This is a genomic window from Caulobacter segnis (assembly GCF_029543125.1).
GTDB classification, from domain to species: Bacteria; Pseudomonadota; Alphaproteobacteria; order Caulobacterales; family Caulobacteraceae; genus Caulobacter; species Caulobacter segnis_D.
This window is the reverse complement of record NZ_JARQWW010000006.1, coordinates 64,447-89,681: the sequence shown is the minus strand read 5'-3', so window position 1 is coordinate 89,681 and position 25,235 is coordinate 64,447. Positions and strand designations below refer to the sequence as shown.

Below are 25,235 nucleotides of genomic sequence, written 5' to 3'. Positions count from 1 at the left end.
GGCGTCAGAGTCTGACGACCTCGCCGTCCTCTTTCGTGAAGGTCTCCGGCTTCCGCTCCAGCAGATCGAGCACGAGCTCAGAGGGGCGGCACAACCTTGTCCCTTTCGGCGTCGCCACGAGGGGGCGGTTCACCAGGATCGGGTGGGCGACCATGGCGTCCAGGATGCGGTCCTCGGACACCTCGTCCGCCAGCAGGCCGAGGTCGTCGGCGGGGCTGCCCTTCTCCCGCATCAGCTGACGGAAGGTCAGGCCCGCCGCTCCGGCCAGCTCCCGCAGCTGGTCATGGGTCCAGCCCGCCTTGAGATACTCCACCACCTCCGGCGCATAGCCGGCGGCCTCGACCATGGCGACGGTGTTTCGCGAGGTGCCGCATGCGGGGTTGTGGAAGATCACGATGGGAAAGTCGGCGTCGCTCATGAGGTCTTCTCCACTTGAAGCAGCCAGCCGAAGACCGCCGCCCCGAGCAGCGCGCCGACAAGCTGAGCGAGGATGAAGGCGGGGGCGCTGGATGGGGCGATCCCGGCGAAGGTGTCCGACAGGCTGCGGGCCGCCGTCACCGCTGGATTGGCGAAGGACGTCGACGCCGTGAACCAGTAGGCGGCGGTGATGTAGAGACCCACCGCCAGCGCCGTGGCTTCCGGCCGAAAGCGCACCGTCCCCAGGATCACACCGACAAGTCCGAAGGTCGCGACGACCTCCGAGAAGGCCTGCGGCCCGCCATCCCGCAACCGGGTCGAGACCTGAAGGATCGGCTCTCCGAACATGGCGTGCGCCGCCCATACGCCCAACACGCCGCCCGTGACCTGAACCGGCGGGTAGGCCAGGGCCAGCCGCCAGGGCATGTCCCGGCGCAACGCGGCCACCAGCGTCATCGCCGGATTGAAATGCGCGCCGGAGATCGGGCCGAACACCCAGATCAGCACGACCAGCGCCGCCCCCGTGGCCAGGGTGTTGCCCAGCAGGGCGATGGCGGTGTTCCCGCCGGCCAGCCGCTCGCCCATGATGCCGGAGCCGACCACCGCCGCCAGCAGCAGAGCCGTGCCCAGCACCTCGGCGGCGAGCTTTCGGGACGTGCTGAAGCTCGTCATGGTCAGCAGCGGGCGCCGGGCGCGCACGCATTCACCCGCGCCAGGACCGAGCCCAGCGGGGCGCAGATCTCCGGCGCGCCGCCGCAGCAGTCCTCCATCAGGAAGCCCAGCATCCCGCTCATGGCGCCATAGTCAGCCGCATAGATGATGGAGCGCCCCTCGCGCCGCGACCCGATCAGGCCGGCATGGGACAGGACGTTGAGATTGGCCGACAGGCTGTTCGGCAGCACGCCCAGGGTCCGCGCGATCTCGCCCGCCGCGACCCCCTCAGGCCCGGCCTTCACCAGCAGCCGGAAGATGGCCAGGCGTCCCTCGTGACCGAGGGCGGACAGCATGTTGACAGCGGTGGTTGATTCCATATTTCCAATATGATCGAAATATTGAAAACCTCAACCGCCGTTTCGGAGCTACCCTTGACCCAGTTTCCCGCCCTCGACGCCCGGTTCCTCGCCCCGATCGACATGGAGAGGCTTGAGGCGGTTAAGCCGTCGGCGCATCCGCCGCGCATCCTGCTTCTCTACGGATCGCTGCGGGCCCGGTCGTTCAGCCGTCTGCTCATCGAGGAGGCCGCGCGCATTCTCGAAGCCCTGGGGTGTGAGACGCGCATATTCGATCCCCGCGACCTGCCCTTGCCCGACGCCACCGGGCCGGACCACCCGAAGGTCCAGGAGTTGCGCGCGCTGTCGGAATGGTCCGAGGGGCAGGTCTGGTGCAGCCCCGAACGGCACGGCGCCATCTCCGGGATCATGAAGGCGCAGATCGACTGGATACCGCTTGAGATCGGCAGCGTCCGGCCGACCCAGGGAAAGACCCTGGCCGTCATGCAGGTCAGCGGCGGGTCGCAGTCCTTCAACGCCGTCAACACCCTGCGCCTGCTGGGCCGCTGGATGCGGATGATCACCATCCCGAACCAGTCTTCGGTCGCCATGGCCTACAAGGAGTTCGGCGACGACGACCGGATGAAGCCGTCCAGCTACTACGAACGCGTGGTCGATGTGATGGAGGAGCTGGTGAAGTTCACCCTGCTCACCCGTGACCGGGCCGGCTACCTTGTCGATCGGTACAGCGAGCGCAAGGCCGAGGGCCGCATTCCCGAGCACGTGGCCCTTGGCGCCGAAGCCATGCGGCACGAAACGGCGGACTGAAGCGCTCGCCGACCCTACCCCTCGCCCCCCAGGTGCTGCCCGCCGACCAGGTCCACGCCATAGGTCGGCGTGCCGTCGAAGGCGTCTTCCAGGAAGCCTCGGCTGGCGTCGTAGTAGCGGCCGACGCGGGCCTCGAAACCGGCCTGCATCAGGTAGCCGATCATGGCCGCCTTGCCGCCCAAGTCGGAGCCGGCGAAGGCGTCGAAATAGCCCTCTTGCCCGACGACCCAGGCCAGGGCCGCGTCCACGTCCACACCCGCCGCGCGGGCCGCGTCCAGGCCGATGACCATGTCGTAGGCCAAGCGCACCGAGGCCTGGAAATCCAGGGCGCCGAACTTCGCCTCGAACGCCGCGCGGCCCTCGCCCTCCATGCCCAGGCTGACCGCGAAGTTGATGAAGCGGTTCACCTCGTTGAAGCGGGCGTAATAGGCGTCGGTCAGGTCGTTGGGGTTGTCCGGGCCGTCGATCAGCCAGGCCATGCCCGCCTGGGTCGGGACCGCGCCGGTGAAGAACTGATAGGCCGAAAGCACCACGCCGGAGGTGGGAGCCGCCAGGTCCGCCACCCCGTCGATCAGGCCGTCGCGATCAATGAAGCCGGCCTGGAAGCGGGCGATCAGGTCGGCCAGCTTCATGGCGGTCTCGAAGGCCGGGTTTGGGGCCACCGCGCCGTCGGGCAGCGTGATGTTGCTGATCAGCGCCTTGTCCGAACTGGGCGCGAAGCCCGCCGCCGCGAAGTTCTCCACGATCTCCGGCGCGGTGTATTCCGGTTCCGGCTCGGGTTCCGGCTCGGGTTCCGGCGGCGTCACCACGGGCGCGTCCACCTTTACGCCGTCGGTCGCGCCGACGTTGTTCAGGGTCAGGACGGCGATGTTGCCCGCCAGGTCGCTCAGGGCCCCGCCGCTCATCTGAAGCGTCCCCACGGCGATCCCGTCCGTGTCCACGTCGCCCGCCTGGACGGTGTAGCTGAACACCAGCGCGTTGGTCCCCGAGCCGCTGACGTACTGCGCCGTCCGGGTCTGGGCGCCGATGATCAGCGACAGGGCGGGAGTCCCGGTGACCGTCGTCGCCTCGTTGAAGTTCACCGTGAACTCCAGCGTCTCGTCGGCGACGTAGGTGTCGTCAGGCGGCGCCGTCACGCTGGCCACCGTCGGCGCCAGGTTGTCGATGGTCAGGGCGCGTGTATTGCCGGCGATGTCCACATAACTGCCTGCCGTTACGTGGATCTCGGCGGGGCCGTTGAAGCCTTGGGTAGGCGTGAAGGTGGCCGTGTAGGTCGCCGGGCCGGTTTGGGTGAGCGAACTCGGGATTCCGTTGGTTGCGCTGACGTCGGCCAGGCTGAAGGCTTCGACAGGCTCCGAGAAGGTGAAGGTGATCGTCGCCGTCTCGCCGTCCTTCAGGTGCGAGACGTTGCTGGTGATCGCCACGCTCGGAAGCGTGGTGTCGATCCGATAGGCCCGCTCGAAGGGCTCGCCCGCTTTGCCGACCGCGTCCTTGACCCTGACCGCGATCGTGCCCGAGCCGGCCAGGACCGCTGAGGATAGGGACCAGGCTTTGTCGCCCACGACCGAGATCGCCGGTAGCCAGGTTTGTCCGCCGTCCAGCGATACATCGACGGTCTCGCCGGCTGTCAGATCGGCCGTCAGCAAGCCCGTGATGGTCTGTAGCGGGACGTTCGTGATCAGATCGTCGTGCGGGTCGCTGGAGAAAAGGATCGACGCGCCGGTGGTCGTCGGCGCCAGGGTGTCGTAGGTCAGGGGCGGTGTGAGACCCGCCGGGCCGCCGTTGCCGGCCGCGTCGAAGTAGCTTCCGGCCGCCACCGTGATGCTGGCCGAGCCGGATTCGATGCCCGGCGTCGGCGTGAAGGTGGCGGTGCGGGTGACGCCGGTTCCGCTGAGCGGCCCGAGGATTCCGCCGCTGACGGAGATGTCGCTGAAGGTGAAGCTGTTGCCGAGATCTTCGCTGAAGGTGAAGGTGATGGTCGCCGTCTGGGAGCCGTTCATGAACGAGCGGTCGCTGTTGATGGCGACCGTCGGCGAGGGTGTCGATGGACAGGGTTGCTGGGCTCCCCGACAGGTTGCTGTTTCCGGCCGCGTCGGTGAAGGCGCCGGTGCTTATGGAGATGATGCCGGTTGCGCTGTTCACGCCAGCGTCAGGCGTGAATGTCGCCGTTCGCGTCAGGCCTGTCCCCGTGAGCGCCGACAGCGTGCCGTTCGCGTAGGTCACGTCACCCGCCGTGAAGCTGCTGCCAGGGTCTTCGCTGAAAGTGAAGGTGATCGTCGCCGTCTCGCCGATTTTCAGGGCGTTGGCGCTGCTGGCGATGGTGACCGTCGGCGCTAGGGTGTCGTAGGTCAGCGACACCGTATCCCCAACGCCGGGAAGGCTTGAGGTGTCGGTAAAGCTGCCGTCCGCCATCGATGCTGGCCGCGCCGCTGTTCACGCCCGCATCGGGGGTGAAGAGGGCGGTGAAGATGTTGGAATGGGCCGTAGGGGCAAGCCCGCTCAAGCTTCCACCGGTGACGGATATGGCCCCGATGGTGAGGCCCACCGGGGCCGGACTGAAGGTGAAGATGATCGTGGCGGTTTCGCCCGCCCTCAGGGCGTTGATGTCGCTGGTGATCGTCACCGTCGGGTTGTTCGCCATGGGGCCTCCGCAAGCGCATCGGCCCGGATGGGGAAGCGCGGCCGCCTATGGCGGAGTTTTCTAGCTCTACGCCGGGTAGTCGCCAATGCAGTATTGCTCAAAATGGGTAAGAATAACTGCGGCGAATTTTGAATTTAATGGCTTAGGCGGGTGGCTGATTGTCGATTCACTATAAGGACCACCGAATAGCTGTTCGCCGTTTTGACTCTAATTTTGATCGCCAATTCAGCGAGCGACGCACCTGATTGGTGCGCAGAAATGATTATACCATGGCTCGATGATCATGGATATTAATCGCGATTGACGTCGGGACATCGTGTGCTCGAGCGACAGGTTGGATCTCTGAAATCGTATAATTTCACAAATCCGTCCCCCTAACCGTCACGGAACCGACCCAAGACGCACTCTAGGTGTCCTGCCCATTCCAAAAATGACCCGGGGAATGGGCCAATGACCTTGAAGACCACCGCCGCTTGGGCGGCGCTCGCCGCTGCGATCGCCTCGCCTGTGTATGCACAGACCGCTCCGGCCGCTTCCGCCGCCGACGCCGTCAGCCAGCTGGACGAGCTGATCGTCACCGGCACGCGCCGGGTGGACCGCACCGCCTACGACGCCATCACGCCGGTGGACGTGGTCTCGGCCCAGGCCCTGACCAACGTCGTCTCCGACCAGGTGACGGACAAGCTGGTGGCCATCACCCCGTCCTTCAACGTCCTGCGCAACCCCACCGCCGACGGCCAGCAGTACGTGCGCCCGGCCACCTTGCGCGGCATGGCCGCCCACCACACCCTGGTGCTGGTCAACGGCAAGCGCTTCCACCGCTCGGCCTTCCTGTCCGGCAACGTCCAGGCGCCGGACCTGGCCTCGATCCCGTCCATCGCGCTGGGCCGCATCGAAGTGCTGCGCGACGGCGCCTCGGCCCAGTACGGCTCGGACGCCATCGCCGGGGTGATCAACCTGATCCTCTCCGACGAGCTCGGCTTCTACGGCACGGTCCAGGGCTCGCAGTACTATGAGGGCGACGGCCGCTCCATCGAGACCGCCGCCCGCTACGGCATCGAGATCGGCGACGGCGGCCGCCTGGTCGGCAGCCTGACCTATGTGGACAGCGAGGCCACCTCGCGCACCCGCCAGCGTCCCGACGCCATCGCTTTCCAGAACGCCAACCCGAACCTGAACGTGCCGAACCCGGTGCAGCGCTGGGGCCAGCCGGACCGTGAAGTCCTGCGCGGCTCGCTGAACCTGACCCTGCCGATCACCGACCAGATCGAGCTGTACGGCTTCGCCACCTACGCCGACAGCTGGGGCGTCAACGACTTCAACTGGCGCAACCCGGCCACGGACGGCGCCTACCGCATCACCACCGTCTTCCCGGGCTGGGACCTGCGCTCGATCTACCCGACCGGCTTCTCGCCGCAGTTCGGCCAGGACGAGACCGACTACCAGCTCAACGGCGGCCTGCGCGGCGACCTGGAGAGCCTGGGCCTGAGCTGGAACGCCAGCGCCTCCTTCGGCCGCGACGAGATCAGCTATTTCCTCGACAACTCGATCAACGCCTCCTTCGGCCCGCAATCGCCGAAGAACTTCAAGCCGGGCACGCTGATCCAGGAAGAGCAGAACCTGAACCTGGACTTCAACAAGACCCTGGCCATGGGCTGGCTTGCGGCCCCCGCCAACCTGGCCTTCGGCGCCGAGCGCCGGGTCGAGACCTATGCGATCGAGGCGGGTGATCCGTTCTCCTGGCAGATCGGCCCCGGCGCCGCGGCGGGCCTGCCGTCGGGCTCCAACGGCTTCCCGGGCTACAGCCCGACCCAGGCCGGCGAATGGGACCAGGACAGCTGGGCCGTCTATGCCGACCTCGACATGCCGATCACCGAGCAGTTCACGGCTGACGTGGCCATCCGCCACGAGGACTTCTCCACCTTCGGCTCGACCACCGACTACAAGGTGGCCGCCCGCTTCGACGTGAACGAGAACATCGCCTTCCGCGGCGCCTTCTCCACCGGCTTCCGCGCCCCGACCCCGGCCCAGGTCTTCTCCAGCCGCACCTCGCAGGGCCTGGACACCACGACCCTGCGCCTGTTCACCACCGGCCGCCTGTCGCCGCTGGATCCGGTGGCCGTGTTCTTCGGCGCCAAGCCGCTGCAGCCGGAGCAGTCGCAGAACATCTCGCTGGGCGTCACCGCCCGCAAGGGCGGCTTCACCGGCTCCATCGACTACTACAATGTCGAGGTGAAGGACCGCTTGGCCAACTCGCCGAACTTCACGGTGACCCCGGCCATCCGCGCCCAGCTCATCGCCGCCAACGTCCCCGGCGCCGACGTGCTGACCACCATCAGCTACTTCGTCAATTCGACCGATACGAAGACGCAGGGCATCGACGTGGTCGGCTCCTACCGCATGCCGGTGGGGCCGGGGGACCTGACCCTGACCGCCGCCTACAATTACAATGACACCAAGCTTGAAAAGGCCGTGGTGGCGGTGTCGGAGCTGACCAAGCAGAACCTCGAGAACGGCCTGCCGCAGCATACCGGCAACGTCACCGCCGAGTACAGCTTCGGCCGGTTCAACATCATGGGCCGCGTCCGCTACTTCGGCGAATGGACCGACGCCCAGTTCCAGGACTCCAGGAACCTGATCCAGGACTTCGGGGCCCAGGCCCTGGTCGACCTGGCGGTGACGGCGGAGCTGCGCGAAGGCGTCAAGCTCACCGTCGGCGCCGAGAACCTGTTCGACCAGTATCCGGACGAGGCGACTTTCCAGGCCTCCCGCGGCCTGATCTACTCGCGCAACGCCGTCTATGACACCGACGGCGGCCGTTACTACGCCCGTCTCGCCGTGAAGTTCTAAGCACCATGAGCACCTGCAGCCGCCGCGACCTTCCGGGCCTGTTCGCCATCTCCGGCGCCCTGGCCGGCTCGCTCATCTTCGCCGAGACCGCGTCGGCTGCGGACCTCGTGGGAAGTCCCGTGGTGGGACCTCTCAACATCACCGAAAACCCCCACGGTCCGCCCCCGCGGGCCGTGGAGGCGGCGCGCAAGGTGGTCCACACCGCCGCCAACTATCCCCACGCGGAAGAGACGCGGCTGATCGCCAAGATCGCCGCCGAGAACGGCCTCAAGCCCGAGAACGTGGTCATCACCACCGGCTCGCTGGAGATGCTGTCCCTCATCACCGCCTTCTGGACGCAGGGCGGGACCCAGCTTCTGCCGGCCCTGACCTACGACACCCACGCCAAGTACGCCGCCCGCCAGGGTCTGCCGAACCGCCGGGCGCCCATGGCCGCCGACCACCAGATCGACTTCGCCGCCATGACCGCCGGGCTCGGGCCGGACGTGAAGCTGGCCTATGTCTGCAACCCCAACAATCCGACCGGCCTGCTGGCCGATCCGGCCGCCCTGCGCGCCTGGTGCCGCCAGACGGCCAAGACCGTCCCGGTGGTGGTCGACGAGGCCTTCATCGACCTGCTGCCGAACCCGGAGGCCCACAGCGTCGCCGACCTGGTCCGCGAAGGCCATGACGTCATCGTGGCCGGCACCTTCTCCAAGGCCTATGGCCTGGCCGGCCTGCGCGTCGGTTACGCCCTGGCGCGGCCCGACCGGGCCATGAAGATCCGCAGCGTCCTGGCCACCTCGCACAACACCCCGGCCCTGGTCGCCGCCGAGGCCGCCTATAAGGACCGCCCGTACCTCGCCGCCGCCGCCGCCACCACGGCCAAGGGCCGCCAGATCATCATCGACGCCTGCACGGCGGCGGGCATCCGCACCAAGCCGTCCGTCGCCAGCTACGTCTGGGCCGACCTGGGCCCCGACGCGGCCGCCATCCTCAAGCGGCTCGAAGCCAAGGGCGTCCTCCTGCGCCAATTCGGCGACGCCTATCCCCAATGGGCCCGCATCGCGGTCCGCGAGCCGGAAGCGCTGGCCGCCTTCGTGCGGGAGCTGCCGGGCGCGGTGAAAGCCTGAACCCCTTCTCCTCCCCTGCGAAGCGGGGGAGGGGGACCGCCCGAAGGGTGGTGGAGGGGGCGACCGCATCCACTGAGCCCAGTCACGCCCCCCCCACCCCGGCGCGGGCCCCCACCCCCCAGAACCGGGGGGGGGGGACGGTGTGTTGGATGCTTAGGGTTAGACGTTAAGCCCCCACCGCGCGACCCCCCGCGCCCATGAGCACCGCCCAAGAAGCGTCCCGCCGACGCACCTTCGCCATCATCAGCCACCCTGACGCCGGCAAGACGACCCTGACCGAGAACATCCTGCTGGCCGGCGGGGCGATCCGGGCGGCGGGCGCGGTGCGCGCGCGGGGCGAGAACCGGCGGACCCGGTCGGACTGGATGAAGATCGAGCGCGAGCGCGGCATCTCCGTCTCGGCCTCGGTCATGACGTTCGACCACGACGGCAAGATGTTCAACCTGCTGGACACGCCGGGTCACGAGGACTTCTCGGAAGACACCTACCGCACCCTGACCGCCGCCGACGCGGCCATCATGGTGCTGGACGCCGCCAAGGGCATCGAGCCCCAGACCCTGAAGCTGTTCGAGGTCTGCCGCCTGCGCGACATCCCGATCATCACCTTCATCAACAAGATGGACCGGGAAGCCCAGGACCCCATCGAGCTGCTGGACGAGATCGCCTCCAAGCTCGCCCTCGACCCCGCGCCGCTCTTCTGGCCGGCGGGTTCGGGCGGCCGCTTCAAGGGCATGCTCGACATCCGCTCGGGCCAGTTCATCCCCTACGCCAAGCGCACCGGCGGCGCCCAGGACCCGGACGAGGGCCATCCCGAGCCCGTCGAGTTCAATGGCAACTCCATCAGCCAGTTCCTGGAGGACGGCGAGAAGGCCGAGCTTGAGGAGCAGGCCGAGCTGGTGGCCGGCGGCTATGCGGAGTTCAACGTCCAGTCCTTCCTCGAAGGCCACATGACGCCGGTGTTCTTCGGCTCGGCCCTGCGCCACTTCGGCGTCGCCCAGCTGCTGGCCGGCATCGGCGCCTATGCGCCGCCGCCCAAGGCCATGAAGGCCGAAAAGGCCGGCGCCGAGACGGCGGTGGAGCCGGGCGACAAGGAAGTCACCGGCTTCATCTTCAAGGTCCAGGCGAACATGGACCCCAACCACCGCGACCGCATCGCCATGCTGCGCCTGACCAGCGGCAAGTTCACCCGCGGCATGAAGCTGAAGGCCCAGAACACCGGCCGCCAGATGAGCGTCAACGCGCCGATCATGTTCTTCGCCTCCGACCGCGAACTGGCGGAGGACGCCTATGCCGGCGACGTCATCGGCATCCCCAACCACGGCGTCCTGCGCGTGGGCGACAGCCTGTCGGAAAGCGGCCTGCTGCGCTTCGCCGGCCTGCCCAACTTCGCCCCGGAAATCCTGCGCCGCGTCCGCGTAAAGGACCCGCTGAAGGCCAAGCACCTGAAGAAGGCTCTGGAAGGCCTGGCGGAGGAGGGGGTGACCCAGCTGTTCCGTCCCGAGATCGGCTCCGACTTCATCGTCGGCGCCGTGGGCCAGCTTCAGTTCGAGGTCATGGCCGACCGCCTGTCCAACGAATACCAGCTGGACGTGATCTTCGAAGCCGCCCCCTTCGCCGAGGCCCGCTGGCTCGGCGGCGACAAGGCCGACCTCGAGGACTTCGCCGGCAAGCACAAGATGGCCATGGCCCGCGACATCGACGACCAGCCGGTGTTCCTGGCCAAGTCGTCCTGGGAGATCGGCTACGTGGGCGAGCGCTTCCCGAAAGTGCGCTTCGAGCGGACGAAGGAACGGGGGTAAGGCCCCCCAGATCCTCCCCCTCTGGGTGGGGGGAACCGCGAAGCGGTGGAGGGGGTGGGACTGGGCGGCTGATTCAACACCTGTCCCATCCCGAAACAACCCGCCCATCCCGCGTTAAGACTTTTGCTCTCCAAAAGTTAACGCGGCGCCGTTCGAATTCCCGCGAAATCTGGGTCGACGACTGAAAACGTGGTTAACGGGCTCCCCGTTCTGCCTTCATTCCCGTTATTTATAGTTAACAACGATTTTGTTAAGCTTAATGACTTGTTAAAATTTCCGGACCCGGTTTTGCTCCTGCCGCGTTGACCCCTCGTCGGCTGTTCCGACGTGGGACAACTTGAGCGGAGCGGACGCGATGTTCGAATTTCGTCGGGAATGGAAGCGGGTCTTCGGCCAGGCGGTCGGCAGGACCGGGGCCGCCCAGCCGCGTGACGGCTTCACCGGCGGCGACGCCTCGCTGCTGGAGCTGCTCGACATCGACATGCTGAGCGCCGAGGCGCGCAGCGCCGACATCGCCGCCGGCCGCGTCAGCACCAAGGATAAAGGCGCCCGCCTGATCGAGGCCGCCGTGATCTGGCGCGAAGTGGCCCGCCGCACCGGCGACGTGGCCGCCCTGCGCAAGGCCGCCGCCCAGGCCGAGGCCGCCGTGAAGACCCTGGACGCCGAGCGCCGCACCAAGGACGCCGCCCGCGCCCGCTGCGAACAGGCCGCCTGCGCCATGCTGGGCGCCGAGCTGTTCGGGGACGAGGGCCTCAACGCCGCCGCCGAGGCCGTGCTGGGCAAGGCCCGTATCGCCGGCGCCGATCCGCAGTCCGCCGCCCTGATGGCCGGCCTCGACGGCCGCCGCGCCCTGGGCGCCGGCACGCCGGGGGCCGTCCTGATCGCCGCCCGCGCCTATGACGAGCCCCTGGCCGCCCTCGACATCGTCGGCCGCCGCAGTCCGTCGGCTCGTCTGGCCGCCGCCGAGCACCGCCTGACCCGCGCCGACCTGCTGATCGGCTGCGCCGGCCAGCGCGCCGAGCCGACCTTGCTGGACCGCGCCATGGAGACCCTGGACGCCGCCGGCGCCGGGCTCGATCCGGCCTATGAGCCCCTGACCCTGGCCCGCATCGCCATGGCCCGCGGCTCGGCCCAGGCCCTGCTGGGCGAGATCCTGTTCGACACCGTCCTGATGGCCGAGGGCGTCGAGACCCTGGTCCAGGCGGCCAAGGACTTCGGCCCCGAGCAAAGCCCGCTGGACTGGGCGCGTGGTCAGGTCCTGCTGGGCGGCGCCCTGCAGATCCTGGCGGAGGCCACCACGGCCGAGAATCTGTTCGAGCAGGCGGTCACCGCCTTCGACCGGGCCCTGTCCCTGCTGAAGAACTGCCACACCCTGCCGCTGCGCGCCGCCGCCGCCAACAACCGCGCCGTCTGCCTGGCGCGCTGCGCCGAGCTGACCGGCGACCTGACCGTGCTGGACGTGGCCGAGGCCGGCCTGCGCATCGAGCTGGTCGGCGGCTCGCCCCGCAAGGACCCCATCGCCTGGGCCGTGACCCAGATGAACCTGGCCCGCCTGTACGAGGCGCGGGCCGAGATCACCGGACGGGATGAAGGCCGTCTGGACGCGGCCGCCACGGCCCTGGCCACCGCCTTCGACGTCTTCGCCGAACACGGCGCCCGGTCGATGACCGACCTGGCCGCCCAAGGCCTCGAGCGGCTGCGCGCCGCCCGGGCCCAAAACCAAGTTCAATCGGGAGTGAAACATTGATCGCGTCGCTTATCTTCGCCGCCGCCGCAGTTCTGACGCCGGCCCAACCGTCCGACACCGAAGCCCGCGTCCAGAAGGTCAGCGAGCCGACCATGGCGGTGGCCCTGCTGTCCTGCGTGATCCAGCGCGACGGCGCCCTGCAAGGCTGCAAGGTGATGGCCGAGAGCCCGGCCGAGATGGGCGTCGGTGAAGCCGCCCTGATGATGTCCTCGCAGTACCGCCTCGACCCCTTCGGCCCCGACGGCCGCCTGCGCACCGGCGAGGTGGTCGAGATCCCGGTCCAGATCCGGATCAAGTAAGCCAAGAGGATATCCCTCTCCCTTGATGGGAGAGGGACAGGGGGGAGGGTGTCTACGACCGTTCCGCCGCGACCGGCCTGACCGCAACATCACCCTCATCCCAACCCTTCTCCCATCAGGGGAGAAGGGCTTTTATTTTGGCGCCATGTCGGAACGCTGCATTTTCATCCGTCCTAGGCTCAAACCCACAGGAGAACGCCCATGCGTCGGATCATCGTCGGAGCCTTCATCAGTCTGGACGGAGTCATGCAGGCTCCCGGCGGTCCGGAGGAGGATCCCTCCGGCGGCTTCACCCATGGCGGCTGGGGCACGCAGCATTGGGACGACACCCTGAACACCGCCATAGGCGAGCTGTTCGGCCGGGCCTTCGACCTGCTGCTGGGCCGGCGCACCTACGACATCTTCGCCGCCCACTGGCCCTTCGTGCAGAAGGACCCGGCCGCCGCCGACTATGACGCCGGCGCCGCCGAGATGGGCGAGAGCTTCGATCGCATCGACAAGTTCGTCCTGACCCACCGCCCCGAAAGCCTGGACTGGGTGAACAGCCACGGCCTGGCCACGGTCGAAGACATCCGCGCGCTCAAGAACAGCGAAGGCCGCGACCTGGTCGTCCAGGGCAGCACGGAGCTGAACCAGCTCCTCTTCCAGCACGGCCTGGTGGACGAGCTGTGGGTCCTGACCTTCCCCCTGCTGCTGGGCGGCGGAAAGCGTCTGTTCGACGACGGGATCGCCGCCGCCAGCCTGAAGATGGTCTCCTCCCGCGTCTCCGACAGCGGCGTGGTGGTGGCCGTCTATGAGCCGAAGGGCGAGGTCGTCACCGGCTCCTTCGCCATGGCCGAGCCGAGCGCGGCGGAGCTGGAGCGGCGGAAGAACCTGGGGTGATCTTCTCCTCCCCTGCGAAACGGCGGAGGAAAGATCAGCTCGCCCTCAACACCCCATCCGCCACCCGAACCGTCCGCGTCTCCCCCCGCCGCAGGTTCAACTCCAGCGTCTTTCCGGCCAGCACCACCTTCTGCGGCCCGTCCGCCCCGGCCTTCAACACCGCCCGGTCCAGCGCCCCGTCGCGCCACCAGACATCGACGCCCAACGCGCCCCGCGCCTTGAGGCCGACCATGGACCCCGTGGGCCAGGCGGGCGGCAGGGCGGGCAGCAGGTGGACCGCGCCGTTGCGGCTTTGCAGGACCATCTCGACCATGCCCGAGGTCCCGCCGAAGTTGCCGTCGATCTGGAACGGCGGGTGGGCGTCGAACATGTTGGGATAGGTCCGCTCCGGCCCCATCAGGGCGCGCAGGATGCGGTGCGCCCGGTCCCCGTCGCCCAGGCGAGCCCACAGGTTCAGCCGCCAGGCGATGGCCCAGCCGGTGGACAGGTCGCCCCGCGTCTCCAGCGTCGTCTTCGCGGCGGCGGCCAGGTCGGGCGTCGTGTCGATGCTGATCTGGTCCGACGGATAGAGGCCGTAAAGGTGCGAGACGTGGCGGTGCTGCTGGTCCAGGGCGTCGGCGTCCCAGTCCTCCTGCCATTCCTGAAGCTGGCCGTCCTTGCCGATCTCGTAGGGCGCCAGCCGGTCCCGCGTGGCGGCGAACTCGGCGGCCAGGGCCGGGTCGCGGTTGAGGACGCGGGCGGCGCTGATGGTGTTGTCGAACAGGTCGCGGATGATGGCCTGGTCCATGGTCGGCCCCGCCGCCAGGGACGAGCCGTGGCCGTGGTCGTTCTCGGGCGAGATCGACGGGCTGGTGACCAGCCGGCCGCTCTTGGGATCGACCACCAGGGTGTCCACGAAGAACAGGGCCGCGTCGCGCAGGACCGGATAGATCCGCGCCAGATAGGCCCGGTCGCGGCCATAATCGTACCGGTCCCACAGGTGCTTGCACAGCCAGGCCCCGCCCGTGGGCCAAACCCCGTACTTGGCGCCGTCGATGGGGCCCGTCGCCCGCCACAGGTCGGTGTTGTGGTGGGCCATCCAGCCGCGCGCGCCATACATGGCCTTGGCCGTCCGGGCGCCGGTCGTCGACAAGTCGCGGACCATGGCCACCAGCGGCGCCACGCACTCGCCCAGGTCGGTGGGCTCGGCCGGCCAGTAGTTCATCTCGGTGTTGATGTTGATGGTGAACTTGCCGCCCCAGGGCGGGTTCATGGAGTCGTTCCACAGCCCCTGCAGATTGGCCGGCTGGCCGCCGGGGCGGGAGCAGGCGATCAGCAGATAGCGCCCGTACTGGAAGTACAGGGCCGCCAGGGCCGGGTCGTCCACCGTGGGCGACAGGCGGATGCGCTCGTCCGTGGGCCGCTGGGCGGTGGCGCTGGTCCCGAAGTCCACGGCCACCCGGCGGAACAGGGCGCGATGATCGGCCTGATGCGCCGACAGCAGGGCGGACCACGGCTTGCCGCCGGCCTTGTCCAGGCGCTGTCGGTCGGCGGCCGCCGGATCGCCCGACACGTCGTCGAACCGCTTGTAGCTGGTCCCCGCCGCGATGAGCAGCAGCACTTCGTCCGCCCCCTGGACCGACAGGGTCTTGTCCCCCGCCGTGACCTTGCCGCCCCTGGCGGCCACGCGGACGCGGCAGTCCACCTTCAATGCCCCCGAAAGCCCGTGCTGGCCGGCGTTGGTTCCGTTGAGGACCAGGTCGCCTCCCTCCACCGACACCGTGGCGGGCAAGGGGCTGTCGAAGGCCAAGTCGACGGAGATCGCGCCCGGTTTGTCCGCGCTCAGGCGCACGGCCACCACCTGATCCGGGGCGCTGGCGATCACCTCGCGCTGGAAGCTGGTTCCGCCATGGGCGAACCGCACGCGGCTGACCGCGCCGTCCAGGTCCAGTTGGCGAACGTAGCCGTCGGCGATCTCCGGCAGGCCGGGGAAGGTCAGCTTCAGGTCGCCCAGGGTCTGGTACGACATCTGGCGCAGGGGCTTGGACATGAACTTGGCGTTGGCCAGGACCGTCGCCCCGGCATAGTCGCCGGCCTCGATCAGGCGGCGGATTTCGGGCAGGGCGCCGGCCGCCTCCGGGTTCACCGGGTCATACGGCCCGCCGCCCCACAGGGTGTTCTCGTTGAGCTGCAGCCGCTCGACCGCCACGCCGCCGAACACCATGGCCCCCATACGGCCCGAGCCCACGGGCAGGGCCTCGGTCCACACCTTGGCCGGCTCGCGGTACCACAGGCGCGGGGCGTCCGACGTTTGGGGGAAGGCGGGTGTGGTCAGGCCGAAGCCGGACAGCGCCGTGGCGGCCGACAGGGCTTGCAGGGCGGTGCGGCGGGTAAGGTCGGTCACGGCGTCTCCTCGGGTACAGCCTCGCCTTGCTGGCGATGTTATCGGTAACATTACAGACGCAAGCGGAGATCGGAACCCCTCGCGGCGACGGTCAACGATCTTTCGCGGTCAGCGGCCTCGCCACCAGATCAGGGCCTTCTTCTCCACCACCTGCAGCAGGGCGTGCAGCCCCGCGCCCATCAGGCCCAACAAGGCGACGGCGGCGAACATCTTGGCGGTCTGCAGCCGGTTGCCGGCCTCGAGGATGCGCCAGGCCAGGCCCTGCGACCCGCCGGAGCCGGCCACGAACTCGGCGACCACGGCCCCGATCAGGGACAGGCCGGCGGCGACCTTCAGCCCCTCCAGCAGATGCGGGACCGCCGAGGGCAGCTTCAGTCGCAGCAGGCGTTGCAGCGGGTTGGCGCCGTAGAGGGCGAACAGCCGCTTCAGGTCCGGGTCCGCCGACTTCAGCCCGGTGAGCGCGCCGGAGAAGATGGGGAAGAACGCCACCACCACGGCCAGGGCGGTCACCGCCCGCTCGGGATGGGACACGCCGGCCCAGATCACCACCAGGGGCGCGATGGCCACCACGGGGGTCACCTGCATCAGCACGGCCAGGGGCGTCACCGCCCGCTCCACCGTGCGGCTCAGCGCCGTGACCAGGGCCAGGGCGCAGGCGATGACGGCGGCGATCAGCAGGGCGCACAGGGCCATGGACAGGGTGGTCCAGGCGCTGACCGCCAGGCTGCGCCAGTCCCCGACCAGGGCCGCCAGCACCGCCGAGGGCGGCGGCAGGAAATAGGCCGGGATCTCCAGCCCGCGGCAGGCGATCTCCCATCCCGCCAGCAGCAGGGCGGCCAGGATCACGGGGGCCAGGGCGCGGACGGCGTTCATGAGCACGACTCCTCCCCCGTGCAACGGGGGAGGGGGACCGCGATAGCGGTGGAGGGGGCGTGACTGGGCTCAGCGGATGGGGTCGCCCCCTCCACCATGCTGCGCATGGTCCCCCTCCCCCGCTTCGCAGGGGAGGAGATGGTGAGGTGAGCATTCATGCCATCGCCTCCGCCAACTGACCCGAGATGCACTCCACCGCCTGACGGAAGTCGGGGCAGGCGCGCCAGCCGGCGGGATGCGGCCAGGCGCCGGGCAGGCGGGTCTCGCCGATGATCTGGCCGGCGCCGCTCAGCACCACCACGCGCTCGGCCATATAGACAGCCTCCTCGACGCTGTGGGTGACGAAGACCATGGCGGGCTTCAGCTCCGCCTGGAGGGCGAGGACGTCGTCGGCCAGGACGCGGCGGGTGACCTCGTCCAGGGCCGCGAAGGGCTCGTCCAGCAGCAGCAGGCGCGGCTTCACCGCCAGGGCGCGGGCCAGGGAGACGCGCATGGCCATGCCGCCGGACAGTTGGCACGGCCGCGCGGCGGCGGCGTCCTTCAGGCCCACGGCGGCCAGGGCCTTTTCCGCCTTGGTTCGGGCGGCGGCGCGGGGAACGCCCGACAGCTCCAACGGCAGGGCGACGTTGCTGGCGGCGTCCAGCCATGGGGCCAGGGTCGGCGCCTGGAACACCACGGCGGTCTCGCCCTTGGAGACCTGGCGGGCGACAGTCCCCCGCGTGGGCTCTTCGAGGCCGGCCAGCAGCCGCAGGGCGGTGGACTTGCCACAGCCGGACGGCCCGACCAGAGCGACGCGCTCGCCGGTGGTGACGGCCAGGTCGATGGGGCCAAGGGCGCGGCCGCGCTTGGGGTAGTCGACCTCGACGGATTGAAGGGCGGCGATCATGACCGGCACTTCTCCTCCCCCGTCGTGACGGGGGAGGGGGACCGCCCCCGGGCTCGACCGAAGGTCGACCCGAGGACAGGCTCCGCGGTGGAGGGGGCATGACTGGGCTCAGAGTGGGCGGTCGCCCCCTCCACCACCCTTCGGGCGGTCCCCCTCCCCCGTTTTACGGGGGAGGAGAGGTCCAGCTCCAGGAGGCGGAAGCCTTCGACGATCTCGTCAGGATCGCTCATCAGTTCGGCGGCGGTCACGCGAACGACGCGGACGCCCTGTTCCGAAAGCCAGTCGTCGCGCCGCCGATCATGCTCCGGCTGGTCGCCGAAGCCGTGGCCCTCTCCGTCGATCTCAACGGCGAGGCTGGCCGCCGCGCAGTAGAAGTCCAGGATGTAGGGACCCAGCGGGTGCTGGCGGCGGAAGACCGGGTTCTCGGGCGAGCGGATCTTCAGCCGCGCCCACACGGCCGCTTCCGGCGGGCTCATGGTCCGCCGCAACGACTTGGCCCGCTTCAGCGCCAGGACCTCGCCCCTCACTTCACCTCCGGCAGCAGCGCGAGCGTGTACGCCGCCTTGTAGTCGAGGTCCTTCGCATAGACCCCCTGGGACGCCGCAACGTCGAAGAAGGTCTTCCAGCGGGCGTCGGTCATGGCGCCGATGGGTTCGCCGACGATGGCGTAGGTGCGCATCTTGGCGCGGGCCTGCTCCAGGATGTCGGGGGTGATCTCGGGGTTGTCCTTGATGATCAGGGCGTCGCCGGGGGCCGGGTCGCCGAACAGGTAGGAGCGCCAGCCGGCGGCCGAGGCCTCGTTGAAGGCCTTCACGGCTTGCGGGTTCTTGGCGATCAGGCTGTCGGGGGCCAGCACCATGGCCGCGTAGCCGGGGAAGCCCTCGTCGGCCAGCAGGAACACCTGCGGATCGAAGCCGGCGACCTTCTTGATCGTGTAGGGCTCGCTGGTCAGATAGCCCTGCTGGACCACCCGCTTGTCGGCCAGGAACGGGGCGGGGTTGAAGTTGTACTTGCGCACCTGCTCGTCGGTGTAGCCGTACTTGGCGCGCAGCCAGACCCAGAAGGCGGTGGTCGAGGCGTCGGACAGCAGGATCGGCCGACCCTTGATGTCGGCCAGGCTGTTGAGACCCTGGTCCGGGTGGGCGATCAGCACCTGGGGGTCCTTCTGCATGAAGGCGGCCACGGCCTTCACCGGGGCCTTCTCCTGCGCCAGGTTCAGGACGATGAAGCTATTGGAGCCCATGCCCATCTCCACCGCGCCGGCGGCGACCAGCTGGGGCACGTTCACGCCCGGGCCGCCCTGGATGATGGTCACGTCCAGGCCGCGCTTGGCGTACTCGCCCGTGGCCAGGGCCTGGTAGAAGCCGCCCTGTTCGGCCTGGGCCTTCCAGTCGGTGGCGAAGCGGATCGTGGTGCGGCCGTCCGTCGGCGCGTCGGATTTCGGCGAGCAGGCGGAGAGGGTCATGGCGGCCAGAGCCGCGAGCACGAGACCAAGACGCTTCATCGACGAACCCCTCCGATGTTCGCGGGGGAGGTTAGGGGATGGGGCGAGGGGGTGGAAGAGGCGAGAGAAATCCTCCCCTTTGGGGGAGGGGGACCGCGAAGCGGTGGAGGGGGTTCTGCTGACGAGGAAAGCCCCCTCCGGCCCTCTGGGCCACCTCCCCCAGCGGGGGAGGATTTAGGCCGCCCGTGACTTGTCTTCCGCCCTTACCGCCGTCCACCGCCCCACCTTGGCGAACAGATCCTCGCGGCGGATCGGTTTGGCCACGTGGTCGACCATGCCGGCTTCGAGGCACTTGGCCACGTGCTGGGGCAGGGCGTCGGCGCTCATGGCGATGATCGGGACGCGGGCCGCGGGGCCGTCCAGGCCGCGGATCACGCGGGTGGCGGTCAGGCCGTCCATGCCCGGCATGTGGATGTCCATGAGGATGGCGTCGTAGGGCTTGGAGGCGGCCAGGGCCACGGCCTCCTCGCCGCCCTCGGCGGTGTCCACCACGCAGCCGGCGGCGGTCAGCAGGGCGGCGCCGACCTCGCGGTTCATGGGGTGGTCGTCCACCAGCAGCAGGCGGGCGCCGGCGGGGATGAAGGCGGCCGGCTCCTCGGCCGCCTCGGCGGCTGCGGCGGTGGTGCGGACATGGCCGTCCAGCCAGAAGGTCGAGCCCTTGCCCAGGGTGCTCTCCACCCCGATGCGGCCGCCCACCAGCTCCATCAGGCCCTTGCTGATGGCCAGGCCCAGGCCCGAGCCGCCGTAAGAGCGGCTGACCGAGCTGTCGGCCTGGGAGAAGCGGCGGAACAGGGTCTCCTGGGCGGCGGGAGCGATGCCCACGCCGGTGTCGGCCACCTCGATGCGGACATAGTCCACGCCGGGCTTCTCGTTGGTGATCTTCAGCCGCAGGGTGACGGAGCCGGCGGCGGTGAACTTGATGGCGTTGTTCAGCAGGTTCAGCAGAACCTGGCGGGCGCGGCGGTCGTCGATCATGTGCGCCACGCCGGTCGGGCCGTCATGCTCCAGCCGCAGCTCCAGACCCTTGGCCGCCGCGTCGCCGGCGACGATGGCCATGGCGTCCTCCACCAGGCGGCGCATGTCGGTGGCGCGGATGTCCAGCTCGATCTGGCCGGCCTCCATGCGCGAGAAGTCGAGCACGTCGTTGACCACGGTCAGCAGGGACTCGCCCGACTGGTCGATCAGGCGCAGCTGGCGCTGCACGTCGGCCGGCAGGTCCTGGCGGTCGCTGAGCAGGCGCGTGAAGCCCAGGATGCTGTTCAGCGGGGTGCGGACCTCGTGGCTCATATTGGCAAGGAACTCGCCCTTGGCGGTGTTGGCGGCCTGGGCCCGGGCGCGGGCGGCGCGGGCGGTGCGGTCGCGGCGCACCAGCAGGCGGCGCAGGGACGCCTGCTTGGACAGCTCCAGCGCCGCGGCGAGGGATGTGATGAAGACCGTGACGATGAACAGGTGCAGCACCTGCAGCCGGTCCACCAGGGCCCAGCGGTCGTTCAGCAGGGCCGGCGCCGCGCCCTGCAGCGTCATGGGCAGGGCCACGGCGGCGACCACGGCCGCGCCGAAGGCCGCGCCGCGCGGACCCAGGCGGAAGGTGGTCAGGATCAGGGCCGGGAAGATGAGGAAAGACAGGGGCGAGGTCGGCTGCAGGAAGGCCAGGAACACCACCCCCGCCAAGCCGCCGTAGAAGGCCAAGTGCTCGCCGAGGGCGCGCTGGAAGGCGCGGTTGTGGCGCGGGTCCAGGATCACCATGGTCGCCGGCAGGGTCATGCAGACCCCCAGCAGGTCGGCGAAGAACCAGACGCGGTAGGAGATGAAGAACTCCCGCCCGAAGAACAGCACGTTGGCCAGCCCCGCCAAGGCGCCGACGATCGCCACCGCCGGCACGCAGGCGAAAGCGAGGATGGCGATCACGTCGCGGATGTTCTTCAGCCGCAGGGACGAGGCGCAGAACCGCCGGGCGATCCACACCGCCAGCAGGGTCTCGATCAGGTCCAGGGTGGGATAGGTGATCATCGCCTTCAGCGACCGTCCGGTGAACAGGTCCACCATCACGTCGCCGATCATCGACATGACCAGCATGACCAGGCCCCAGCGCGGGCGCAGGGCCAGAAGGCCGCCGATCAGCAGGCCGTTGCCCAGCCAGATGGTGGGCACGCCGGTCACGTCGTTGATGACCTTGGTGAGGATCGCGCACACGACGAAGACCGCCGCCAGCGCGAGTGCGCCGGCCGCCTGTCCCTGTTCGTCCTTCTGCAGATCCAGCCCCAGGGCCATGGATGCGTCGCCTCTCGATCTAGAGGCCAGCATGACTCTGAAATGGGCGCCGCCCGGTTAACATGCCGACGATTGGCGAAGGTGCGGCCGCAGGTCGCGGAATGGTGGGCGGGTTGCGTAGGAAGCGGCCCAAATGAGCAAGGGGGCGGCGCTTCCGGTCGCCCGGCGGCGTCGCCCCCTTAACCCAAGTCCCGTGAAAGACCTGCACCGAGAGGGGCTGCTTCAGGAGGCGGTCGCCGCATCGCCCAAGGGCGTCTTGGTCTCCGTCTCGAAGTCCGTTCCTTCCGGAGTGGTTTCCGTTCAGGGTCGCCCCTGGCAGGTTCCGTTCTCGCTTCCGGTCCGGCTGGCGGTTTCGAAGTCTCCGGGTCGCCCCGGCGTCTCCGGCTCCGTCAGTGCCTCTCGACGGGTTGACTGTGCGCTGGGATCGGGTATCCAGCAACCGCCCGAAGAGCCGCCGCTGTGCAGGACTCGGTGCGCAAGCTGTGGAAAAGGCGGGGAAATTCCGCCAATTCATAAATCCTTCCAAAAGCTTAACGTTATCCACAGGTTTGCTTTTGGGCGCCTGCGAGGTGCCGCCGCGCCCGCGCTTTCGGGTGGTTTCAATCCCAGGCTGCGCAAGGCTTTGACCTCTCCCGCCCGGCGCCGCACCTTGGCGCGGGGGATTTGGAGGGAAGATGTCCAAGACGGCTGTCATCACCGCGGCGGCGCTGCTCGCCTTCGCCCCGCCCGCACTCGCGGCCACCCCGCCGGAGCTGAGCGACCTGATCGGGGCCCGGGGCGCCGGCGGCGAAACCCAGTTGCTGGCCCGGGGCTATGTGAACACCGGCGGTGAGAAGACCAGCAACGCCAGCTGGACCTACTGGTGGAACGGCGGGTCCAAGACCTGCGTCGGAGTGGTCACGTCGGACGGGCGCTACCAGCGGATCGACAAGCTGGACGCCGACCGCTGCGGCAAGGGCGGCGGCTCCAACACCGGGGCGGTGGTGGCGGGGGTCGCGGTGGCGGCCCTGCTGGGCGCGGCGATCGCGGCCCACCATGACAAGCACCATGATGACGAGAAGCACTACGACGGCGACCGCGACGCCCAGTACGAGCGCGGCTTTCAGGACGGGGTCCATGACGGCCAGTTCCTGAACTACGACCACGACGCCGACTATTCCTCCGGCTACGCCGCCGGCCAGCGGGAGCGGGACAATCGTCTCGGCTCCAGCCGCTACGCCTATGGCGAGGGCCGCCGCGACGGCTGGCGGGGCGACGTCATGGCCGCCTGCGCCCGCGAGGCCGACCGACGCTGGGACCTCCCGCCGGGCGCCACCCGGGCGATGAGCGCCAGCGCCCTGAACAATGGCCGGATGTACCTCGTCTCGCTGAAGGCCGGTTACAAGAGTGGGACCTGCGAAGTGACCGACCAGGGCTCGGTGGTGTTCGTCAGCAAGTGATCCGAACGCCGATACTTGGCGCTTGACTCCAGCGTTTACGTGCGTAATCGTTCGTTCGATTACGGGTGTAAACGTCATGAACATCACCAGCGCCGAAGCCTTGATCATGGACGCCCTGTGGCGCCGTGAGCCCCTGAGCGCCGAGGACATCACCGCCGAGGTCGCCGTCGCCCAGGGGTGGAGCGAGGCGACGGTGAAGACCTTTCTCAACCGCCTTCTGAAGAAGGGCGCCATCGCGGCGTCGGCCGAGGGGCGGCGGTATCTGTACCGCCCGGTCCTGCAACGATCCGAATTCGTCGACGCCGAGAGCCAGGGTTTCCTGGAGCGGATGTTCGACGGCCGCCTCGCTCCCCTGGTCAGCCACCTGTCGGAGCGCCGCAAGCTGACGGCCGAGGACGTGGCCGAACTGAAGCGCCTCATCAACGAGCTCGAGCCATGATCGACGACCTGCTGAACGGCCTGCTGTCCGCCAACCTGGCCGCCGCGGCGGCGATCGGGGTCGTGGCCCTGCTGCGGCGGCCGGTGCGCCGACGGTTCGGGGCGAAGGCGGCCTATCGCCTGTGGATTGTCCCGGTGCTGGCGGCGGCCGGCGCCCTGGTCCCCGCCGAGCCGGGGGAGGGCGCGGCGGCCGAGCTCATGCTGACCACCGCCGACGCCGCCGGGACCGTCCTGAAGACCGCCGCCGACGCCGGGGTCGATCCGGCCCTCTGGCTCGCCGCGCTGTGGGCGGCCGGCGCGGTGGCGGCGGCGGGCCTGCTGGCGTGGCGGCAGGGACGTTATGTGCGGATGCTCGGAACCCTGACGCCCTTGCCGGAGCGGCCGCACCTGCTGGTCTCGCAGTTCAGCACGGCCGGCCCGGCCCTGGTGGGCGCCCTGCGTCCGCGCCTGATCCTGCCCGCCGACTTCGAGGGGCGTTTCGATCCGGCGGAGCAGGCGGTGATCATCGCCCACGAGGAGGCCCACCTGCGGGCGGGCGATCCGCTGATCAACGCCGTGGCCGCCGCCGTGCAGTGCCTGGCCTGGTTCAATCCCGCCGTCCATCTGGGCGCCCGGCTGCTGCGCATCGACCAGGAGCTGGCCTGCGACGCCGCCGTGCTGGCCGCCCGTCCGGGCGTTCAGCGGCTCTATGCCGAGACCCTGCTGAAATCCCAACTCGCCGATCAGCCCCTGCCTTTGGGCTGCCACTGGCCGACATCGGCCCAACATCCGCTGAAAGAGAGGATCGCCATGTTGAAGTCTCCGAGTCCCGCATTCGGCCGCCGTCTGGCCGGCCTCGCCCTGGTGGGCGGCCTGTCCGCCGCGGCCGCCTGCGCCGCCTGGGCCGCCGCCCCGGCCGAGCCGCAGCTGATCACGGCGCCGGACTGGATCAGCCGCCCGTCCGGCTCCGATCTGGCGACCCTCTATCCCGCCGCCGCGAAGGCCAAGGGCGAGGCCGGCAAGGGCATGATCGAATGCCGCATCACGGCGGAAGGCACGCTGAACGCCTGCACCGTGGTGAAGGAGGAGCCGCTGGAAGCCGGCTTCGGCCCCGCCACCGTGGCCCTGGCCGACAAGTTCCGCATGGCGCCCCTGAGCAAGGACGGGGTGGCCACCGCCGGCGGCAAGATCCGCATCCCGGTTCTCTGGCGCGCGCCGGGGGCGAAGTAGGAGGCATTTCTCCTCCCCTGCGAAGCGGGGGAGGAGATTCTGTGCTCCCCACTCCGTCACCCAAGCGCGAGGCCCTACGGAGTTTGAATCCTCAAGACTGGTTCTATGATGCAACTGGTTTCTTCGAGGATGTGATGACGCTCGACCTTCGTTCCGGCTGCCCGATCAACCTGTCCATGGAGGTCCTGGGCGACCGTTGGAGCCTGGTGATCCTGCGCGACATGATGTTCGGCGGCTGGCGGCATTTTCGCGAGCTGCTCGAGAACTCCAGGGAGGGGATCGCCTCCAACATCCTGGCCGCGCGGCTGAAGCGGCTGACGGAGCTGGGCCTGCTGACCCGCGCCGATGATCCGAGCCACCGGCAGAAGGTGATCTACTCCCTGACCGAGCCGGCGATCCAGCTGCTGCCGGTGATGGCGGTGCTGGGCGCCTGGGGGCGGCGGCACCTGCCGGTGACCGAGGAGCTGTCCATCCGCGCCCAGCTTCTGGAGGAGGGCGGCCCGCCCCTGTGGGACGATTTCATGGATGAACTGCGGACGCTCCACCTGGGCGCCCCGGCCAGGGACGGGCCGTCGGTCTTCGAGCGGCTGACGGCGGCGTATGAAGAGGTGAAGGCGAGAAATGTCCCATAGGCCGGCAGTCTGCCACGGGATCGGTAGGCGGGGATA

Annotated in this window: 22 protein-coding genes and 2 pseudogenes; 11 read left to right on the top strand and 13 right to left on the bottom strand. The window is 69.1% G+C overall.

What is annotated here, in order from left to right; translation table 11 throughout:
* Positions 1–4: 4 nt before the first annotated feature.
* The 3 genes from arsC to P7B02_RS17500 are packed head-to-tail and all read right to left on the bottom strand — an operon-like array spanning position 5 to position 1,448.
* Positions 5–418: an arsenate reductase (glutaredoxin) gene (gene arsC, locus P7B02_RS17510; protein WP_277787645.1), complete on the bottom strand. Its 414-nt coding sequence runs from the start codon at positions 416–418 to the stop codon at positions 5–7.
* Positions 415–1,089, bottom strand: a complete 675-nt coding sequence (locus P7B02_RS17505) for an MIP/aquaporin family protein (RefSeq protein ID WP_277787767.1) — start codon at positions 1,087–1,089, stop codon at positions 415–417. The genes arsC and P7B02_RS17505 overlap by 4 nt, the downstream gene beginning before the upstream one ends.
* 2 nt (positions 1,090–1,091) lie before the next feature.
* Entirely contained in the window at positions 1,092–1,448 is a 357-nt protein-coding gene (locus tag P7B02_RS17500) for an ArsR/SmtB family transcription factor (RefSeq protein WP_277787644.1), read from the bottom strand.
* Positions 1,449–1,502: 54 nt separating this feature from the next.
* On the opposite strand from P7B02_RS17500, the gene arsH reads away from it, so the two are divergent.
* On the top strand, positions 1,503–2,234 hold the full coding sequence (gene arsH / locus P7B02_RS17495) for an arsenical resistance protein ArsH (protein WP_277787643.1): 732 nt from the start codon (positions 1,503–1,505) through the stop codon (positions 2,232–2,234).
* A 14-nt stretch (positions 2,235–2,248) separates the two neighbouring features.
* Here the strand turns inward: arsH and P7B02_RS19645 are convergent, their stop codons facing one another.
* From P7B02_RS19645 to P7B02_RS17480, 4 genes and pseudogenes are all read right to left on the bottom strand, one after another.
* Positions 2,249–3,796: an Ig-like domain-containing protein gene (locus tag P7B02_RS19645; protein WP_347276666.1), complete on the bottom strand. Its 1,548-nt coding sequence runs from the start codon at positions 3,794–3,796 to the stop codon at positions 2,249–2,251.
* Positions 3,797–4,018: 222 nt separating this feature from the next.
* Positions 4,019–4,261: pseudogene (locus P7B02_RS19640) on the bottom strand (Ig-like domain-containing protein); the annotation flags it as partial.
* 97 nt (positions 4,262–4,358) lie between these two features.
* Positions 4,359–4,526 (bottom strand): annotated as a pseudogene (locus P7B02_RS19735) (Ig-like domain-containing protein); the annotation flags it as partial.
* Positions 4,459–4,875, bottom strand: a complete 417-nt coding sequence (locus P7B02_RS17480; RefSeq protein WP_277787642.1) for an Ig-like domain-containing protein — start codon at positions 4,873–4,875, stop codon at positions 4,459–4,461. The pseudogene P7B02_RS19735 and the gene P7B02_RS17480, both read right to left, overlap by 68 nt.
* A gap of 450 nt (positions 4,876–5,325) precedes the next feature.
* Here P7B02_RS17480 and P7B02_RS17475 point away from each other — a divergent pair, with 450 nt between their 5' ends.
* From P7B02_RS17475 to P7B02_RS17450, 6 genes are all read left to right on the top strand, one after another.
* Positions 5,326–7,725: a TonB-dependent receptor plug domain-containing protein gene (locus tag P7B02_RS17475; protein WP_277787641.1), complete on the top strand. Its 2,400-nt coding sequence runs from the start codon at positions 5,326–5,328 to the stop codon at positions 7,723–7,725.
* 5 nt (positions 7,726–7,730) lie between these two features.
* Positions 7,731–8,837, top strand: coding sequence for a pyridoxal phosphate-dependent aminotransferase (locus tag P7B02_RS17470; protein WP_277787640.1), 1,107 nt, complete (start codon positions 7,731–7,733; stop codon positions 8,835–8,837).
* Between the two features lie 197 nt (positions 8,838–9,034).
* Entirely contained in the window at positions 9,035–10,636 is a 1,602-nt protein-coding gene (locus P7B02_RS17465) for a peptide chain release factor 3 (RefSeq protein WP_277787639.1), read from the top strand.
* A gap of 355 nt (positions 10,637–10,991) precedes the next feature.
* A complete protein-coding gene (locus tag P7B02_RS17460; protein WP_277787638.1) occupies positions 10,992–12,383 on the top strand; it encodes a hypothetical protein in 1,392 nt (463 codons plus the stop codon).
* Complete coding sequence (locus P7B02_RS17455; RefSeq protein ID WP_277787637.1) at positions 12,380–12,682, top strand: hypothetical protein; 303 nt, start codon at positions 12,380–12,382, stop codon at positions 12,680–12,682. Before P7B02_RS17460 ends, P7B02_RS17455 begins: the two co-directional genes overlap by 4 nt.
* A gap of 201 nt (positions 12,683–12,883) precedes the next feature.
* Complete coding sequence (locus tag P7B02_RS17450) at positions 12,884–13,564, top strand: dihydrofolate reductase family protein (RefSeq protein ID WP_277787636.1); 681 nt, start codon at positions 12,884–12,886, stop codon at positions 13,562–13,564.
* Positions 13,565–13,598: 34 nt separating this feature from the next.
* Here P7B02_RS17450 and P7B02_RS17445 read toward each other — a convergent pair whose 3' ends face one another.
* The 6 genes from P7B02_RS17445 to P7B02_RS17420 all read right to left on the bottom strand — a co-directional run bounded on the left by P7B02_RS17445 (position 13,599) and on the right by P7B02_RS17420 (position 21,481).
* Positions 13,599–15,947 carry a glycoside hydrolase family 95 protein gene (locus tag P7B02_RS17445; RefSeq protein WP_277787635.1) on the bottom strand — a complete coding sequence of 783 codons (2,349 nt, stop codon included), beginning with the start codon at positions 15,945–15,947 and terminating at the stop codon, positions 13,599–13,601.
* 108 nt (positions 15,948–16,055) lie between these two features.
* Complete coding sequence (locus P7B02_RS17440) at positions 16,056–16,820, bottom strand: ABC transporter permease (protein ID WP_277787634.1); 765 nt, start codon at positions 16,818–16,820, stop codon at positions 16,056–16,058.
* 154 nt (positions 16,821–16,974) lie between these two features.
* Positions 16,975–17,706, bottom strand: coding sequence for an ABC transporter ATP-binding protein (locus tag P7B02_RS17435; protein WP_431355829.1), 732 nt, complete (start codon positions 17,704–17,706; stop codon positions 16,975–16,977).
* Positions 17,703–18,233, bottom strand: a complete 531-nt coding sequence (locus P7B02_RS17430) for an endonuclease domain-containing protein (RefSeq protein ID WP_277787632.1) — start codon at positions 18,231–18,233, stop codon at positions 17,703–17,705. The genes P7B02_RS17435 and P7B02_RS17430 overlap by 4 nt, the downstream gene beginning before the upstream one ends.
* Complete coding sequence (locus P7B02_RS17425; protein ID WP_277787631.1) at positions 18,230–19,210, bottom strand: ABC transporter substrate-binding protein; 981 nt, start codon at positions 19,208–19,210, stop codon at positions 18,230–18,232. The genes P7B02_RS17430 and P7B02_RS17425 overlap by 4 nt, the downstream gene beginning before the upstream one ends.
* Before the next feature lie 174 nt (positions 19,211–19,384).
* Positions 19,385–21,481 carry a response regulator gene (locus tag P7B02_RS17420; protein WP_277787630.1) on the bottom strand — a complete coding sequence of 699 codons (2,097 nt, stop codon included), beginning with the start codon at positions 21,479–21,481 and terminating at the stop codon, positions 19,385–19,387.
* A gap of 674 nt (positions 21,482–22,155) precedes the next feature.
* Between P7B02_RS17420 and P7B02_RS17415 the strand changes: the two genes are divergently transcribed.
* From P7B02_RS17415 to P7B02_RS17400, 4 genes are all read left to right on the top strand, one after another.
* The gene (locus tag P7B02_RS17415) at positions 22,156–22,920 is read left to right on the top strand and encodes a hypothetical protein (RefSeq protein ID WP_277787629.1); all 765 of its coding nucleotides are present in this window, start codon (positions 22,156–22,158) and stop codon (positions 22,918–22,920) included.
* Between the two features lie 76 nt (positions 22,921–22,996).
* A complete protein-coding gene (locus P7B02_RS17410) occupies positions 22,997–23,359 on the top strand; it encodes a BlaI/MecI/CopY family transcriptional regulator (protein WP_277787628.1) in 363 nt (120 codons plus the stop codon).
* A complete protein-coding gene (locus tag P7B02_RS17405) occupies positions 23,356–24,567 on the top strand; it encodes a TonB family protein (RefSeq protein ID WP_277787627.1) in 1,212 nt (403 codons plus the stop codon). Before P7B02_RS17410 ends, P7B02_RS17405 begins: the two co-directional genes overlap by 4 nt.
* A gap of 134 nt (positions 24,568–24,701) precedes the next feature.
* On the top strand, positions 24,702–25,199 hold the full coding sequence (locus tag P7B02_RS17400; RefSeq protein ID WP_277787626.1) for a winged helix-turn-helix transcriptional regulator: 498 nt from the start codon (positions 24,702–24,704) through the stop codon (positions 25,197–25,199).
* Positions 25,200–25,235 lie beyond the last annotated feature (36 nt).

Excerpts from the sequence above, each read along its gene's own strand:
- P7B02_RS17425 (WP_277787631.1), bottom strand. The coding sequence starts at position 19,210 with ATGAAGCGTCTTGGTCTCGTGCTCGCGGCTCTGGCCGCCATGACCCTC.
- P7B02_RS17470 (WP_277787640.1), top strand. The coding sequence starts at position 7,731 with ATGAGCACCTGCAGCCGCCGCGACCTTCCGGGCCTGTTCGCCATCTCC.
- P7B02_RS17405 (WP_277787627.1), top strand. The coding sequence starts at position 23,356 with ATGATCGACGACCTGCTGAACGGCCTGCTGTCCGCCAACCTGGCCGCC.
- P7B02_RS17465 (WP_277787639.1), top strand. The coding sequence starts at position 9,035 with ATGAGCACCGCCCAAGAAGCGTCCCGCCGACGCACCTTCGCCATCATC.
- P7B02_RS17500 (WP_277787644.1), bottom strand. The coding sequence starts at position 1,448 with ATGGAATCAACCACCGCTGTCAACATGCTGTCCGCCCTCGGTCACGAG.
- P7B02_RS17435 (WP_431355829.1), bottom strand. The coding sequence starts at position 17,706 with ATGATCGCCGCCCTTCAATCCGTCGAGGTCGACTACCCCAAGCGCGGC.
- P7B02_RS17480 (WP_277787642.1), bottom strand. The coding sequence starts at position 4,875 with ATGGCGAACAACCCGACGGTGACGATCACCAGCGACATCAACGCCCTG.
- P7B02_RS17440 (WP_277787634.1), bottom strand. The coding sequence starts at position 16,820 with ATGAACGCCGTCCGCGCCCTGGCCCCCGTGATCCTGGCCGCCCTGCTG.
- P7B02_RS17410 (WP_277787628.1), top strand. The coding sequence starts at position 22,997 with ATGAACATCACCAGCGCCGAAGCCTTGATCATGGACGCCCTGTGGCGC.
- P7B02_RS17420 (WP_277787630.1), bottom strand. The coding sequence starts at position 21,481 with ATGGCCCTGGGGCTGGATCTGCAGAAGGACGAACAGGGACAGGCGGCC.
- P7B02_RS17415 (WP_277787629.1), top strand. The coding sequence starts at position 22,156 with ATGTCCAAGACGGCTGTCATCACCGCGGCGGCGCTGCTCGCCTTCGCC.
- P7B02_RS17400 (WP_277787626.1), top strand. The coding sequence starts at position 24,702 with ATGACGCTCGACCTTCGTTCCGGCTGCCCGATCAACCTGTCCATGGAG.
- P7B02_RS17460 (WP_277787638.1), top strand. The coding sequence starts at position 10,992 with ATGTTCGAATTTCGTCGGGAATGGAAGCGGGTCTTCGGCCAGGCGGTC.
- P7B02_RS17505 (WP_277787767.1), bottom strand. The coding sequence starts at position 1,089 with ATGACGAGCTTCAGCACGTCCCGAAAGCTCGCCGCCGAGGTGCTGGGC.
- P7B02_RS17450 (WP_277787636.1), top strand. The coding sequence starts at position 12,884 with ATGCGTCGGATCATCGTCGGAGCCTTCATCAGTCTGGACGGAGTCATG.
- P7B02_RS17475 (WP_277787641.1), top strand. The coding sequence starts at position 5,326 with ATGACCTTGAAGACCACCGCCGCTTGGGCGGCGCTCGCCGCTGCGATC.
- arsC (WP_277787645.1), bottom strand. The coding sequence starts at position 418 with ATGAGCGACGCCGACTTTCCCATCGTGATCTTCCACAACCCCGCATGC.